Below are 14,466 nucleotides of genomic sequence, written 5' to 3' on the forward strand. Positions count from 1 at the left end.
AGGCGCCTGTCATATCAAGAATCGGCCCGGCATCGCAATCGATAACACACCACTGGTCGACATTTCCCACGTTGATGTCGATTGAGCGCCTGATTGATCGACTACAGGCAGAACAACCCGTCGAATCAGGAGAGTGATCATGTCTTACGTAGATGGCTGTGTGATCGCGGTGCCCACCGCAAAACGCGAACAATTCATCCAGCACGCCAAGGCCGCCGCCGTGGTGTTCAAGGACCATGGCGCGCTGAATATCATCGAGTGCTGGGGCGATGACGTGCCCCAGGGGCAGGTGACCTCGTTTCCCATGGCGGTCAAGCTCAAGGAGGATGAAACCGTGGTGTTTTCCTGGATCGTCTGGCCGTCGCGGCAGGTGCGTGACGCCGGGATGAGCAAGGTGATGGAAGACCCGCGCCTGAAGGCAGACGTCAATCCGATGCCGTTTGATGGGCAACGGATGATCTATGGCGGATTTGAGATGATCCTCAACACCTGAGGCCAGGCGTTCATGGACGGCGGCTGTAGTCCGATCGCCTGTCGCAGGGTAGGACCGACGATAACTCTGGTGCAAGACCAGTGCGAAAGCTACGCAAAACAAGGACATGACGCGATTTGTCTGACAGAACCGTCGGGTAGACAACCCGGCGAGGTGGGCTAAGTTCAAGGCGCTTCCCATGAGGGGAAGTCTTCAATCAAGGAGTGACTGAAATGAACAAACCCCAGACTCAACTCAGGCATGGTCGCGTCGTGACACCCGCCAGCCGTGGCTCGGTGGCGGTAGAGCGTGGCCTGCTGGAAAACTGGCAAGTCAACGAAATGGAAGGCGGCAAGAACTTCCCGGCCCTCAACGCCGGGCCGTTTCCGGCGCCTTATGAAACCGACGATCAAAGCGTCACGCCGCCCGCCGACGGGCACATCCTCAGCGGCGGCAAGACCGATGCCCGCGACTGCGTGAACTTCACCGACGAAGAAATGGCTAAAAAGCTCAACACTCCGTTTAACTGGCCGTTGTTGAATGTTGAAGCCGGCCAGGTGTTCAAGGTGCAGTGGGATTACACCGCCGCGCACGTGACCCGTGGCTATCGCTGGTTGATCACCCGGGACGGTTGGGATCCCAGGCAGCGCATCAGCCGCGCGCAACTGGAGGCCAAGCCGTTCTTCGAGGACTTCTACACCCAGGTGCCGTACTACCAGCACTCGGCTGAACTGAAGGCCAAGGTTGAACATCAGGTGACATTGCCCAAGGGCAAGAAGGGCCGGCATGTGCTGGTGTTGATGTGGATCGTGGCCAACACCGGCAATGCGTTCTATCAGGCGTTTGACGTCGATTTCAACTAGCGGCAACTGAACCTGGAGGAACAACATAAATGTGGCGAGGGAGCTTGCTCCCGCTGGGCTGCGAAGCAGCCCTAAAAATCGGGGGCGCTTCGCACCCCAGCGGGAGCAAGCTCCCTCGCCACAGGTGTTGCGTTCAGCGCTGGGCCAACCAGTAGTCGTGCAACGCACGGGCGGCCGGTTCGATAGCGGCTACCCGTTGCTGATGGGCATTTACATCCAGGTCTGCCGGCAGTTCAAAGTTGTCCTGCTCGGCGCACCAGGAAATCTTCTCCAGTTGCCCGGCCTGTTCGGCAGGCAGCTCTGGCCAGTTGCCGATAGCGGCGCCACGGATATAACCAAAGCACCATTCTTCCGCCAGGGTCAGTGGCTGGTCCTGATGCTCGGTTTCCTCGAAACGTGCCTTGAAACCCTGGGCGTCGGTCGCCAGTTGCGTGGCAATGGCGTTCATATGGCGCACGCACAATTCAAGGAACTGGCCAGCTTCTTCCGGGCTTTCCCAATCCGGGTTCTGCCCACCAAAGATACCGGGGAACCATTCGGCAACCTCCACCTGCGCGGGGCTTGAAACCAGGGCGGTGAAGTAACCGTCGAGCTCGGCCAGGTTCAGCACCGAGTGGTCGTCGCCGTACTTGAGCAGGGTGTCGTCGATGAACTCGAAATCGGCGGGGGCGAGGGGTTGGTCGTGCATGGGCATATCCTTTGTGCGTGGAACGCCGCTGATGGGGCGGCTTAAAGCGCGGAGGATGGCGCGTGTCGGGGTTTTAATCCAGCTTCTTCAGCGCTTTTCCCACAGGACGCACAGCTTGCTCATGCACATCGAACCTGCCACCGCGAGAATGATCGGCACCAGGAAGTCATGGTCGATGCGGGTGAATTCCGCCACCAGCACGATTGCCGTCAACGGCATGCTCATGCTCGATGCCAGGAACGCCGCCGCACCGATGATCGCGAAAGCCCCCAGCGGCACGCCGGGCCACAACAGGCTCCAGGCGCCGCCGAGGATGATGGCGAGCAGGGCGCCGTTGGCCAGCGCCGGGGTCAGCAAACCGCCTTCGGCACCGGCGCGCAGGCTGCTCGCAGTGATCAGTACCTTGACCACCAGCAGCACCGCGGCGAGGCCGATGGTCAGCTCATTGTCAAAGCCCAGTTGCGCCGGGCCCTTGCCGTTGCCGAGGATCTGCGGCAGGAAAATCGCCAGGCCCCCGATGATCGTGAAGTTGATCAACGACAGTACCGGCAACCGCCAGCCACGGGCGGCGTTGCTGCGGGCCGCGCCGGTCAGCCGGGTGAATCCGTAGGCGGCCAGGCCAAACACCGGCCCGCAGCCCAGCGCCCAGGCGATCAAGCCAGGGCTGAGCACAAAGTGCGGCACCACGTATTGCGCCTCTGCGCCCAAGCCAATCCAGGCCACCGACGCGCCGATGGCCGAGGTGGCCAACGCAATCACTGCCGCCGGCCAACTGAACACACCCACCAACACTTCGAGCACAAACACCGCGCCGCCCAACGGCACGTTGTACACCGCCGCCAGCCCGGCGCCTGCACCGCAGGCGACGATCAGCCGGTGCATGTCCGGCGCCAGTCGCGCCCGTTGTGACAACCAGGTGGCGGCCAGCGCGCCGACTTCCCGTGGCGCCACTTCACGGCCCAATGGCGAGCCGAGGGCCACAGTGATGATTTGCAGCACGGCGTGGGCGAGGGTGGTCTTGGGCGGCATGATCGGTGCCTGGGCGGAGACCGCTTGCTTGATGCTCACCAGTGGCCGGCCATAGCGGTAGATCAACCACCAGCCCACACCGGCCACCAGGCCACAGGTGATCAGCACCAGCACCCGGCGTTCGGGCGCGGCGGCGGTGACGCCGAGCAAAAAGGTTTCATGGCTGATCAGGCTGTCGAGGCTGTAGCCGTAGGCCAGATGCTGGATGCCGTGCAGCAGCAAGGCGAGGAGCATGCCGCCCAGGCCGGCGCCGATGCCGGTGAAGATGACGACAAGTGCGAGAATCAGCAGCGAACGGGTTTTTGAGGGCATGAAGGGTCCAGGGAGCCGGGTTTCCGAGCCCGATTCTATAGCGCAATGGTGACGCCATAGCCCCGAGATGTAATGCACATGCGCGAACTGGCCTTCCACAACATTGCATTACGTTCAGATTACTTTAACGGCCCGGCCAATTGCCTGAATCGGACCTGTCGGCTTGCCGGTTTTCGACCCGCCGGGATTTTCCAGGGTCAGCTCAAACAGCTGGTTCGGCGCCAGTGGCGGGAGTTTGTCCAGGGGCACAGATAACGTCTGTCCAGGCTTGACCAAGCCCAGCGACACCGGGCCTTGCCAGTCTTCGCCCTTGGTCCAGAACTGCAGCGTCTTGTCTGCCGGTACTTCCATGATGCCCAGGGGAATCAGCTGGATTTCCTGGGTATTGCTCGCCTGGATTACCCAGCCCGGCGCCTGGTTTTGCGGGGCTACCAGCACCACTACATAAGCGGTCGGGTTGATGGCGGCCGTACGGGTCAACAGCAGTGTCGCCAATACCAGGCTCGCCGCGATGCCGGCGCCGGCCAGTCCGCGCCACAACGCCAGCCTGTTCCACCATGAGACCGGCGAGTCCCGGGTGGCTGAATGCCCCAGGCTGCGCTCGATGCGTCGCCATAAATACACCGAAGGCGTTGCCGGGGCGGCCTGTTCAGTCAGTGGCAGCAGGCGCTGTTCCCAGGCGTCCACTGCCGCACGCAAGTCGGCATCGGTGGCCAGGCGCTGTTCCACCTCGGTGCGTTGCTCGGTGGGCAAGGTGCCCAGCACATATTCGCTGGCCAGTTCGTCGATGCTGTTCATGCCATGCACTCACGCAATGCCGCGAGGCTGCGTTTGATCCACGCTTTCACGGTACCCAGCGGGGTGCCGAGTTTGTGCGCGATTTCGCTGTGGGAATAACCGTCTACATACGCATGCAGGATGCAGTTGCGGCGGGCCGGGTCGAGTTGTTCGAGGCAGCTGTAGATCCGCGCCGAGTGCGCCTGATAGTCGAAGGTATCAGCGCGCTCTGCGCTTTCATGCTCTTCGCTGAGGGGCACTTCGCGTCCATTGCTGCGCACGGCATTTAGCGCCAGGTGCCGGGTCACGCTGTATACCCAGCCGCGGGCCGAGCCTCTGTGCGGGTCAAAACTGGCCGCGCCGTTCCAGATCTTGATGAAGGCGTCATGCACGATATCTTCGGCCACCGCCTTGTCACGCACGATGCGCAACGCGACCCCCAGCAGCCGGCTGCTTTCCTGTTGATACAGCCGGCGCAAGGCCGGTTGTTCGCCACGGGCGCAGGCCAGCAGGCAGGCTTGATAGTCAAAATCGGCTTCAGGCAAAGACAGGTTTCCAGGTGGAGGCCCCGGCGGTGAGCCCGGGGCGCTTTGGCAGCAGCGTAGACGAATCTGGTCAGTTGGCCGCCCAGAAGATGTAGTCGGCCTGGTACTTGACCACTTCCTGCTTGCCCTTGTTGGCCACCGTGCATTCCGTGCCTGGCGCCACGCCGCCCTTGAGGGCCACCCGCTGGATATACGCGACGCCACTCATCGCGCCCTTGCCTTCGGCGGGGTTGGCCTTGACCAGTTGATAAGGCAGGTTGCCAGGGCTGGACGGCGCCACGGCCAACTGGGTGCCGGTGACTTTCGAACCATCCTTGGCCTGCCAGGTGGCCGGCGGGCCGAAGTAGCTACCGACCTGCTGGCCGCTGCGGTCATTGAGCACCGCCTTGGGACCGACGAAAAACCATTCGGTCTGGCCGGCAGCATTGGCCTTGTCCCGGCATTCGTAGGTGATTTCGCCGACTCCGGTGGTTTCCATGGTCACCTTGTGGCCGTCCGGCACCTTGATGCTGTCGGGTAAACCGGTCTGGGCAAAGGCAGTCGGTGCAGCGGCGAACAGGCAGGTCACGCAGAACAGGGCTTTGGCGTTCATCGGTGTCTCTCCATAAGGGCAGCAAGGCGCTGCTACCTGTACTACCCACGGCACGCGCAAACGGATGCAGCGATTAGAAAATAAATCTTCAAGGGCGCACACTGTGGGCCCCCGCACTACCAGAGGAGAGATTGACGATGACCGGTGTTCACAAGTCTGCTCAACAGGGTTTCTCTACTCAGGCCGTCACGTACGCCCAAGGCCGGCCGGACTATCCACGGCAACTCACGGGTTGGCTCACCGACGCCCTGCAGATCAATCCCCACTCCACGGTCATCGACCTGGGCGCCGGCACCGGCAAGTTCACCCGCTTGCTCAGCACCGTGGCGCCGACGTTGATCGCAGTGGAGCCGGTGGAGGCAATGGGCGCGCAGTTGCACAAACTGCTGCCCCAGGTGCGCCTGCTGTCGGGCACCGCTGAAGCCATCCCCCTGGAGGCGGCCACCGCTGATGCCCTGGTGTGTGCCCAGGCGTTCCATTGGTTTTCCACGGAAGCGGCCCTGGCGGAAATTCACCGGGTGCTCAAGCCGGACGGTCGCCTTGGGTTGATCTGGAATGTGCGGGATGAGTCGGTGGACTGGGTCGCGGCCATCACCGAAATCATCACGCCCTACGAGGGCGACACACCGCGCTTTCATACCGGACGTTGGCGCGAGGCCTTTACCGGCGAGTATTTTTCCGCCCCCGAAATGACCTGCTTCCCCTACAGCCATGTCGGCAGCCCCCAGGAAGTGATCATGGACCGCTTCCTTTCCGTGAGCTTTATCGCCGCATTGCCACCGGCAGAAAAGGCGCAGGTGACTGAGCAGTTGCAGTCGCTGATCAACACGCATCCGGCCTTGCGCGGCCGTGAGACGGTTGCGTTTCCGTACCAGACCCAGGCTTATCGCAGCCAGCGGCTGATCAGAAAGGCATAAAGTCAGATCGTTTTGATATAAGTAGTTATAAGAAAAATCGCTATGCTGCGGCCAGAATTTTATAAGGCCGCAGGTAGTGGTAATGGATGTAGGTAATTTTGGTTTCTCGATTGCTGGCCTGATTGTTGGATTTATCGTGGGAATGACCGGTGTAGGCGGGGGCTCGTTGATGACGCCGATCCTGCTCTGGTTCGGCATCAACCCGGCCACCGCCGTGGGCACCGACCTGTTGTACGCCGCCATCACCAAGTCCGGCGGGGTGCTGGTTCACAGCAAGAATCGCAACATCGACTGGACCATCACCGGCTGGCTGACCCTGGGCAGCGTGCCCGCCGTGTTGCTGACCTTGTGGTTTCTCAAGAGCCTGGACACCGACCCCGCCGCCTTGAACGCGGTGATCAAGCAGTCCCTGGGCGTGGTCTTGCTGCTGACGGCCACGGCGATCCTGTTCAAGAACAAGCTGTTGGCCTTTGCCCAGCGGCATGCCGGCGACGACTACAAGATGGCGCCGCGCAACCTTAATGCGCTGACCATCATCACCGGCGCTGTCCTCGGTACCATGGTGGCCCTGACCTCCATCGGCGCCGGTGCCCTGGGCACGGTGGCGCTGTTTATCCTGTACCCGTTCCTGGCCACCAAGCGCCTGGTGGGTACCGAAATCGCCCACGCCGTGCCGCTGACCCTGGTCGCCGGCCTCGGCCACGCCAGCATGGGCAACATGGACTGGACCCTGCTGGGCTTCCTGTTGCTGGGCTCGCTGCCGGGGATTTATGTCGGCAGCCACATGGCCGGCAAGGTCCCGGACGGGATATTGCGTCCTTGCCTGGCGTTCATGCTGGTGATGATCGGCTTCAAGCTGGCGTTTTAACGCGCCGGCCCATTGCCGATCTGCCACACGAACGGCGGCTCGGTGCGGTTGATCACCCAGTCGCCGACAATCCGCGCCTTGTAGATCACCGGGTTGTGGGACGACACGGTGCGGGCGTTGCGCCAGTGCCGGTCGAGGGCTTTGCCCTGGCGCACATCCGAAGCCCCCAGTGCGTTGAACAGTTCAGTGGTGGCGCGCTGGATCAGTTCCGAGACCACCACCTGCGCCGTGGCTGATTCGATTTCGGCGGCCACATTGGCTTCGTGCTCCACGGCATCGTCCCCACCGAACCGCGCCACATAAGCCCGCTGCGCTGGAACTGCGGCTTTCAATGCGCTGGCTTCGGCCGCATACACCAGCGCTGCAACTTCACCCACCACCTGCTGAATCTGCGAGTCCTGGCTCACATGGGCGGCGTTGCCATGGCTGTAGATCCGCTTGCGGCTGCGCACCTGATGCGCCACATCCTTGAGGGCTGTGCGGCCGATGCCGGCGAGGGTGGCGAGCAGCACCAACTGATAGAACGCGGTCTGGTATTTGAAACGCGTGGCAAAGTCGATGACGTTTTCCGCCTCCACCACCGCATCGGTAAAACGCGAGGTGCCGCTGCCGGTGGTGCGTTGGCCAAAGCCGTCCCAGTCGTCGCTTTGCACCACGCCGGGCTGCTGGGTACGAGTGGCCGCAATCACGTCGGCGCCGGTGTCGCTGCGTTGGGCGTAGACGTCGATCCAGTCGGAAAACAGGCTGCCGGTGCTGTAGAACTTTTCACCGTTGAGTTTCCATTTGTCGCCGTCGGGGCTGACTTTAGTGACGACATCGCCGATGGCCACGCTGCCGATTTCGGTCCAGGCGCAGCCCACGATGTCACCGTCGACAAAGCGTTTGAACCAGAGGTCTCGCGCCGCGCCGGGGGCGGCATTCAGGCGGTCTTCGGCAAACGCGAAGTGCCCGCGCAGGGCCTGGGGCACGTTGGAGTCGGCTTCGGCCAGTTCGATCAGCAGTTCGAATAGCTGGGGCAGGGAGGCGCCGCCACCGCCGTATTCCACCGGGACGCGCACGGCGCCAAAGCCGGCTTGCTTGAGCCATTGGATCGGCTCGTAGGGCAGGGCGCGGGTTTGTTCGCGCTCTACGGCACCCTCGGCGATGCGCTGGAAAATCGGCCGGAAGCGTTCGGCCAGGGCGTGATAATCGACGCCGGTGGACAGTGGATTGATCACGTGATGTTCGGTCATGGGGACGGTTCCTGGGCAGTGAGATAGGTGAGCTATTGCACGGTCCATGCCGGGCGCGAAGGCACGTATTTACGGGACGGGTGCCGATTCAACTGTTGTTCCTGCAACAGCAAAACGACAAACCGCTGCAATCCATGACAGCTCGGAGCAGGCTGCTTTTCGCCTGTTTCCGCGCTCGAAGGCCGGTAGTGCGGGCCTCTCACGCCCACTGGCACAGTTGCTGCTCCACACCTCGTACATGCCAATCCGCGAGGTACAGTCCAATGAGTCAGCAAGCCGTCAAATTTGCCTACTGGGTGCCCAACGTCAGCGGAGGGCTGGTGGTCAGCAAGATCGAACAGCGCACCCACTGGGGCATCGACTACAACCGCAAGCTGGCGCAGTTGGCTGAAGAAGCCGGCTTTGAATACGCCCTGACACAGATTCGTTTCACCGCCGGTTATGGCGCCGAATACCAGCATGAGTCGGTCGCGTTCAGCCACGCGTTGCTGGCGGCCACCACCAAGCTCAAGGTGATCGCGGCAATCCTGCCAGGCCCCTGGCAACCTGCGCTGGCGGCCAAGCAACTGGCAACCATCGACCAACTCACCAACGGCCGCGTTGCCGTCAATATCGTCAGCGGCTGGTTCAAGGGCGAGTTCCAGGCCATCGGCGAACACTGGCTGGAGCATGACGAGCGTTATCGCCGTTCCGAGGAATTCATCCGCGCCCTGAAAGGCATCTGGACCCAGGACAACTTCACCTTCCGGGGTGATTTCTACCGCTTCGACAACTACAGCCTCAAGCCCAAGCCACTGGGCGAGCCCCACCCGGAAATCTTCCAGGGTGGCAGTTCGCGGGCCGCGCGGGACATGGCGGCACGGGTGTCGGACTGGTACTTCACCAACGGCAATACCCCGGAAGGCATCAAGGCCCAGGTCGATGACATTCGCGCCAAGGCGGCGGCCAATAACCATTCGGTGAAAGTCGGTGTGAATGCGTTTGTGATCGCTCGCGACACCGAGGAAGAAGCCCGCGCCGTGCTCGCGCAAATCATCGAACAGGCCGACCCGGAAGCCGTCAACGCGTTTGGCGATGCGGCGAAACAGGCGGGCAAGGCGTCACCGGAAGGTGAGGGCAACTGGGCCAAGTCGACCTTCGAGGATCTGGTGCAATACAACGACGGCTTCAAGACCAACCTGATCGGCACCCCGCAGCAGATTGCCGAGCGCATCGTCGCCTTGAAGGCGGTCGGCGTGGACCTGGTACTGGCCGGCTTCCTGCACTTTCAGGAAGAAGTGGAATACTTCGGCAAGCGTGTATTACCGCTGGTGCGCGAACTGGAAGCCAAGGCCGGGATCAAGCAAGTCGCCTGAACACCACCACCGCTGCCCGCAATTTGTTATTGCCGAACCGGCACATTCGCTCGAACTCCCCATGGCTGACCGGCAGATGCTGGCAGTCCATGGGCTGGCGGTGCTGGCTGTGATCCACGTCCGGGTCGTGCAGGTACACGAAGTCTTCGTCGCAGTCGGTGACGATTACCCAGTGGGGCGACTTGGAGCGGGTCAGGCGGTAGCTGCTGATCAACACCAGCGGCTGGCCGCCTTCGCGCAGCACCTGGGGTAAATCCAGCGGGCCGCCGAGCACTTGCTCAACGTCGCTCAAGGCCAACTCTTCCTCGAAGGCGTCATGCACCAAACGCATGACGTCTTTTTTATGCTGATCACGCACCCCGTCGAGAAACAACGGCCCGCTGACATTGACCTGCATGCGCACCCGAAAGCCCCGGCGCCAGGCGGCCAGCGCCAAACCCTGGGGGCTGCAGCCGCCATGTCCGGCGGTCATGAACACGGTGGTTGCCTCGCGCCAGATCTGCAGTTCCTCCCGGCGCTGGGCCACCCGCGCAGGTTCCAGGGCACCCATGGCCATCAGCAGGCTGGCGGCGCCGCAGGTGAAGTCGGTGGTTTGCTGGTAATAGGGCACGCTCAAGGCGCGCGCGTCCTGGTGCTGGAGGATGCGTTTCTCCAGGCGCAGGGCCGGGGCGTGGTCTTCGTAGTAGTCGTTGACCAGGGCAAAGCGCCGGTAGCCGTTGCGCTCATACAGGGCGATGGCGCCGGGGTTGTCGGTACGCACTTCCAGGCGCAGGTAGGCGCAGTCATGCTCCACCGCACAGGCTTCGATGCGCGTCAGCAGTTGTTTGCCCAGGCCCAGGCCCCGGGAAGACTCGGCGATGGCGATGGAGTACAGGCGCGCCAGGGAGGTGCCACGATGGAACAACACCAGGGCGTAGCCCAGCAATTCGCCGTGTTTTTCTGCCACCAGCAGTTGCCCGTGGGCGCGACTGACCATCCACTGGAAGCTGCGGGTGGAGAGCCGGTCCGTGGTGAAACAGTGCTGTTCCAATGCCACCAATGCAGGCACGTCATCGGGTGTTGCAACGCGAAAGGAAAGAGCCATGTGACCGCCGTAAAAGTTGCGTAACGAAACGGGACTTCTCTAAAAGATCGTGCTTAATAGAAAAGGTCTAGTTCTCTAAAGCGGATCAATCAATATGTCAGCGGTACAAGGTCATTGGCGTGAAGTATCCGAGCAAACAGTGGCGGCGACAATAACTTCCAACGGTTATTTTTCCAGCCCTCCCAAGAGTGCAAGTCAAGTCGTAATCATTGTCGAGCGCAAGGAAGACTGGGCCTCGTACTTCCCCAGCGAAGACATCGTCACCGCCCAGGAATACCTTGAGCAAACCCGGGAAAACGAGACGGGCAAGCGCGTGCAGGTGATCAACCTGTGCCGCAGCTACAAGTACCTGGGGCACGGCTACTACTGCTCGCTGCTGGCCGAGGCGCGGGGGCACAAGGTGATTCCGTCGGTGCGCACCATCAGCGAACTGACGAAAAAGTCCCTGTACGGCCTGGCCCTGGATGACCTCGATAAAACCCTCGATAAAGCCTTGAGTCATCATCTCTACAGCAACACCGAAGGCTTTACCCTGACACTTTACTTTGGCCGGACCAATATTGAACCCTTGCAGGATCTGGCCCGCCAATTGTTTGAAGCGTTTCCCTGTCCGATCCTGTTAGTTGAGTTTCGCAAGAATAACGGCTGGCACATCGAAGGCATCAAGTCTGGCGTATTGCACAAGTTGCGTGATGACCAGGAAGACCAATTCGCGAATGCCCTGGACAACTTCAGCCGCAAGATCTGGCGTCAACCGCGCTCCCGCCGTCTGGCCCGCTATGACCTGGCGATCCTGCACGACCCGCAGGAACAACTGCCGCCGTCCAACGCCCGCGCCCTGGAAAATTTCGTCCGGGTCGGCAAGGGGCTCGGCATCGACGTGGAACTGATCGAACGCAAGGACTACGCCCGCCTGGCCGAATACGACGCCCTGCTGATCCGCGAGACCACCAGCGTCGACAACCACACCTACCGCTTCGCGAAAAAGGCCGAAAGCGAAGGGCTGGTGGTGATGGACGACCCGGCCTCGATCCTGCGCTGTACCAACAAGGTCTACCTCACGGACCTGCTGAAAAGCCATCAACTGGGCATGCCCGCCACCGAAATTCTCTACAAGGAGCGACCCGAAGATTTCGAACGGGTGGGTGAGCGCCTCGGCTTCCCGCTGGTGCTGAAGATCCCCGACGGGTGTTTCTCCCGCGGCGTGATCAAGGTCGAAAGCCAGCAAGCGCTGCTGACCGCCACCGCCGAACTGTTCGAGCATTCCGTGTTGCTGCTGGCCCAGGAATTTTTCTACACCGAGTACGACTGGCGCATCGGCGTCCTCAACCGCAAACCGATCTTTGCCTGCCAGTACTTCATGTCCAAGGGGCATTGGCAGATCTACAACCACAAGGCCATCGGCCAGGACATCAACGGCGAGTGCCGCACCCTGGCGGTCCACGAAGCCCCCAAGGCGGTGGTGGAACTGGCGGTAAAAACCGCCAACCTGATCGGCGACGGCCTGTACGGCGTCGACCTCAAGCAGTCCGGCGACAAGGTGGTGGTGATCGAGGTCAACGACAACCCCAACATGGACGCCGGCATCGAAGATGCCTACCTGCAAGACGACTTGTATTCCCTGGTACTGGAAGAGTTCGTGCGACGCCTGGAGTTGAAGCGTCAAGGCCAGGTGTGGTGACGCGCGATGATCCAGCGCTTTGAATTAACCGATGGCAAGTTGTACAACAGCCTGGGGGACGGCGGGGATGTCTTGCTGTTCAGCAATCCTGACCCCCACGAGCGCAAGTACCTGCGCGACTGCTACAAGCTCGATGAACACGCCCTGGCTTCGGCGCTGGACCCGGACGAAGTGTCGCGCATCGAGTTCCACCCCGATAACCTGTTCCTGATCTGGAAGCGCCCGGAGAACTATTCCGGCGGCGGCAACCTGGTGTTTGAAGTATCGTCCTGCGGCCTGTTGTTTTCCGGGGACCAACTCCTGGTGATCGCCACCGACGACAGCCAGCTTTCCGGGCTGGGGGCGCGCCGGCCATTGCGCACGCCGCTGGATGTGTTGCTGGACTTGCTGCTCAACAACATCCATCACTACCTGGGCCACCTCAAGGTGATCAAGATGGTCGCCCGGGAACTGCAGCAGCAGTTCAATGCATCGATGAGCAATCGCCACCTGATGCAGATGTTCAACCTCAGCGAAAGCCTGATCTATTACATCAACGCCCTGCACAGCAACGGCGCGGTGCTGACGCGCCTGCGCAACCATGGGGAAAAGGAACATTTCAGCGCTGAAACACTGGGCCTGATCGATGACCTGATTATCGAGAACAACCAGTGCTACAAGCAGGCGGAGATTTACTCCAACGTGTTCTCCGGGCTGATCGACGCCCGGGGCAACCTGATGAACAACAGCATGAACAACCTGCTGCGCAAGCTGACGCTGATCAACGTGGTGTTCCTGCCGTTGAACCTGATCGCCAGCGTGGGCGGGATGTCGGAGTTCAGCATGATGACGGCGGGCACGCCGTGGTGGATTTCGTACCCGTTGTTCATGGCCGCGATGGGACTCGGGGCGGGGTTGATGGTGCTGGGGTTGAAGCGGATTGCGGGGAGTGGCGACAAGGCAGTATGACTAAAATCCTGAATATCACTGAGGTCTAAATGTGGGAGCGGGCTTGCTCGCGAAAGCGGTGGATCAGTCACTGTAGATGGCGACTGTCACACCGCTTTCGCGAGCAAGCCCGCTCCCACAGGGGATGTGCGCCATTCAGACGTCCGGCTGCAACGTCAGCACCTCAAACCCATCCCGCGTCACCGCCACGGTATGTTCCCACTGCGCCGACAAGCTGTTGTCCCGCGTCACCACCGTCCAGCCATCCTTCAAGCTGCGCACCTTGGCGCTGCCCTGGTTGAGCATCGGCTCAATGGTAAACACCATGCCTTCACGCAGTTCGAGCCCGGTACCGGGGCGGCCGAAGTGCAGGACCTGCGGGTCCTCGTGCATCTCGCGGCCAATGCCATGCCCGCAATATTCACGCACCACGCTGTAGCCGTTGCTCTGGGCATGGTTCTGGATGGCGTAGCCGATATCCCCCAGGCGCGCGCCGGGTTTGACCTGGCGGATCCCGGCCCACATGGCCTCAAACGTCATTTCCACCAGGCGCCGGGCCTTGGGCGCGACGTTGCCGATCATGTACATCTTGCTGGAGTCGGCAATGAAACCGCCTTTTTCCAGGGTGATGTCGATATTGACGATGTCGCCATCCTTGAGCACGGCTTTGGCGCTCGGCATGCCATGGCACACCACCTCGTTGATCGAGGTGTTGATGCAGAAGGGGTAGTCGTACTGGCCCAGGCTCGCCGGCCGCGATTGCAGGTCGTTGCGGATGAAAGCTTCGACGGCGCTGTCGATCTCCAGGGTCGACTGGCCGGCGGCGACAAAGCCGTCAAGCATGGTAAACACCTGGGCCAACAGGCGACCGGATTCGCGCATCACGGCAAGTTGTTCGGTGGTCTTGATCATTCGCTGCGCCCCCGGATCAGGTCGGGCTTGTCCAGCAACAGTTTGTTGATCAGGTCGTTATAGGCCAGGTGTGGATTGAGTTCGGCGAGCAGGCCGATCTTGATCCAGAACTCGGCCTGGGCGTTGATGGAACGGTCCATGGTGGCGCTGGCCAGACGGAGTTGTTCGTGCAATTGGTCGGTGATCTTGACGATGCCCATGAGCTTCACTGT

Annotated in this window: 16 protein-coding genes; 7 read left to right on the top strand and 9 right to left on the bottom strand. The window is 61.4% G+C overall.

The genetic code is table 11. From position 1 onward, the window contains the following. Positions 1–139: 139 nt before the first annotated feature. Positions 140–493: a DUF1428 domain-containing protein gene (locus tag AC3WKX_RS03555; RefSeq protein WP_102605857.1), complete on the top strand. Its 354-nt coding sequence runs from the start codon at positions 140–142 to the stop codon at positions 491–493. Positions 494–705: 212 nt separating this feature from the next. After that, on the top strand, positions 706–1,335 hold the full coding sequence (locus AC3WKX_RS03560; protein ID WP_102605856.1) for a lytic polysaccharide monooxygenase auxiliary activity family 9 protein: 630 nt from the start codon (positions 706–708) through the stop codon (positions 1,333–1,335). A 133-nt stretch (positions 1,336–1,468) separates the two neighbouring features. Here the strand turns inward: AC3WKX_RS03560 and AC3WKX_RS03565 are convergent, their stop codons facing one another. From AC3WKX_RS03565 to AC3WKX_RS03585, 5 genes are all read right to left on the bottom strand, one after another. After that, positions 1,469–2,023, bottom strand: a complete 555-nt coding sequence (locus AC3WKX_RS03565; RefSeq protein WP_008430812.1) for a UPF0149 family protein — start codon at positions 2,021–2,023, stop codon at positions 1,469–1,471. 87 nt (positions 2,024–2,110) lie between these two features. Beyond that, positions 2,111–3,364: a chloride channel protein gene (locus AC3WKX_RS03570; RefSeq protein WP_102369179.1), complete on the bottom strand. Its 1,254-nt coding sequence runs from the start codon at positions 3,362–3,364 to the stop codon at positions 2,111–2,113. A 114-nt stretch (positions 3,365–3,478) separates the two neighbouring features. Beyond that, a complete protein-coding gene (locus AC3WKX_RS03575) occupies positions 3,479–4,162 on the bottom strand; it encodes an anti-sigma factor (protein ID WP_003215263.1) in 684 nt (227 codons plus the stop codon). Beyond that, entirely contained in the window at positions 4,159–4,686 is a 528-nt protein-coding gene (locus AC3WKX_RS03580) for a sigma-70 family RNA polymerase sigma factor (RefSeq protein ID WP_087692699.1), read from the bottom strand. The genes AC3WKX_RS03575 and AC3WKX_RS03580 overlap by 4 nt, the downstream gene beginning before the upstream one ends. 70 nt (positions 4,687–4,756) lie before the next feature. Continuing rightward, positions 4,757–5,278: a DUF3455 domain-containing protein gene (locus AC3WKX_RS03585; RefSeq protein ID WP_102605855.1), complete on the bottom strand. Its 522-nt coding sequence runs from the start codon at positions 5,276–5,278 to the stop codon at positions 4,757–4,759. 137 nt (positions 5,279–5,415) lie between these two features. Between AC3WKX_RS03585 and AC3WKX_RS03590 the strand changes: the two genes are divergently transcribed. Beyond that, positions 5,416–6,195: a class I SAM-dependent methyltransferase gene (locus tag AC3WKX_RS03590; protein ID WP_003215268.1), complete on the top strand. Its 780-nt coding sequence runs from the start codon at positions 5,416–5,418 to the stop codon at positions 6,193–6,195. An 82-nt stretch (positions 6,196–6,277) separates the two neighbouring features. Beyond that, positions 6,278–7,063 (top strand): sulfite exporter TauE/SafE family protein, encoded by a 786-nt coding sequence (locus tag AC3WKX_RS03595; RefSeq protein ID WP_008430805.1) that lies wholly within the window; start codon positions 6,278–6,280, stop codon positions 7,061–7,063. Here AC3WKX_RS03595 and AC3WKX_RS03600 read toward each other — a convergent pair. Beyond that, positions 7,060–8,295, bottom strand: a complete 1,236-nt coding sequence (locus tag AC3WKX_RS03600) for an acyl-CoA dehydrogenase family protein (RefSeq protein WP_102605854.1) — start codon at positions 8,293–8,295, stop codon at positions 7,060–7,062. The genes AC3WKX_RS03595 and AC3WKX_RS03600 overlap by 4 nt on opposite strands. A 263-nt stretch (positions 8,296–8,558) precedes the next feature. Between AC3WKX_RS03600 and sfnG the strand changes: the two genes are divergently transcribed. Then, complete coding sequence (gene sfnG, locus AC3WKX_RS03605) at positions 8,559–9,650, top strand: dimethylsulfone monooxygenase SfnG (protein WP_087692696.1); 1,092 nt, start codon at positions 8,559–8,561, stop codon at positions 9,648–9,650. Here the strand turns inward: sfnG and AC3WKX_RS03610 are convergent. Then, a complete protein-coding gene (locus tag AC3WKX_RS03610) occupies positions 9,634–10,734 on the bottom strand; it encodes a GNAT family N-acetyltransferase/peptidase C39 family protein (RefSeq protein WP_003215276.1) in 1,101 nt (366 codons plus the stop codon). The genes sfnG and AC3WKX_RS03610 overlap by 17 nt on opposite strands. Positions 10,735–10,828: 94 nt before the next feature. Between AC3WKX_RS03610 and AC3WKX_RS03615 the strand changes: the two genes are divergently transcribed. Both AC3WKX_RS03615 and AC3WKX_RS03620 read left to right on the top strand, forming a co-directional pair. Then, entirely contained in the window at positions 10,829–12,415 is a 1,587-nt protein-coding gene (locus AC3WKX_RS03615) for a RimK family ATP-grasp domain-containing protein (protein ID WP_003215278.1), read from the top strand. Between the two features lie 6 nt (positions 12,416–12,421). After that, positions 12,422–13,363: a magnesium transporter CorA family protein gene (locus tag AC3WKX_RS03620; RefSeq protein WP_008430799.1), complete on the top strand. Its 942-nt coding sequence runs from the start codon at positions 12,422–12,424 to the stop codon at positions 13,361–13,363. Positions 13,364–13,498: 135 nt separating this feature from the next. On the opposite strand, the gene map is transcribed toward AC3WKX_RS03620, so the two are convergent. Continuing rightward, positions 13,499–14,254 carry a type I methionyl aminopeptidase gene (gene map, locus AC3WKX_RS03625; protein ID WP_102606113.1) on the bottom strand — a complete coding sequence of 252 codons (756 nt, stop codon included), beginning with the start codon at positions 14,252–14,254 and terminating at the stop codon, positions 13,499–13,501. Then, positions 14,251–14,454, bottom strand: coding sequence for a ParD-like family protein (locus AC3WKX_RS03630; RefSeq protein ID WP_003215288.1), 204 nt, complete (start codon positions 14,452–14,454; stop codon positions 14,251–14,253). Before AC3WKX_RS03630 ends, map begins: the two co-directional genes overlap by 4 nt. Positions 14,455–14,466 lie beyond the last annotated feature (12 nt).

The organism is Pseudomonas sp. GP01-A4 (genome assembly GCF_058780865.1).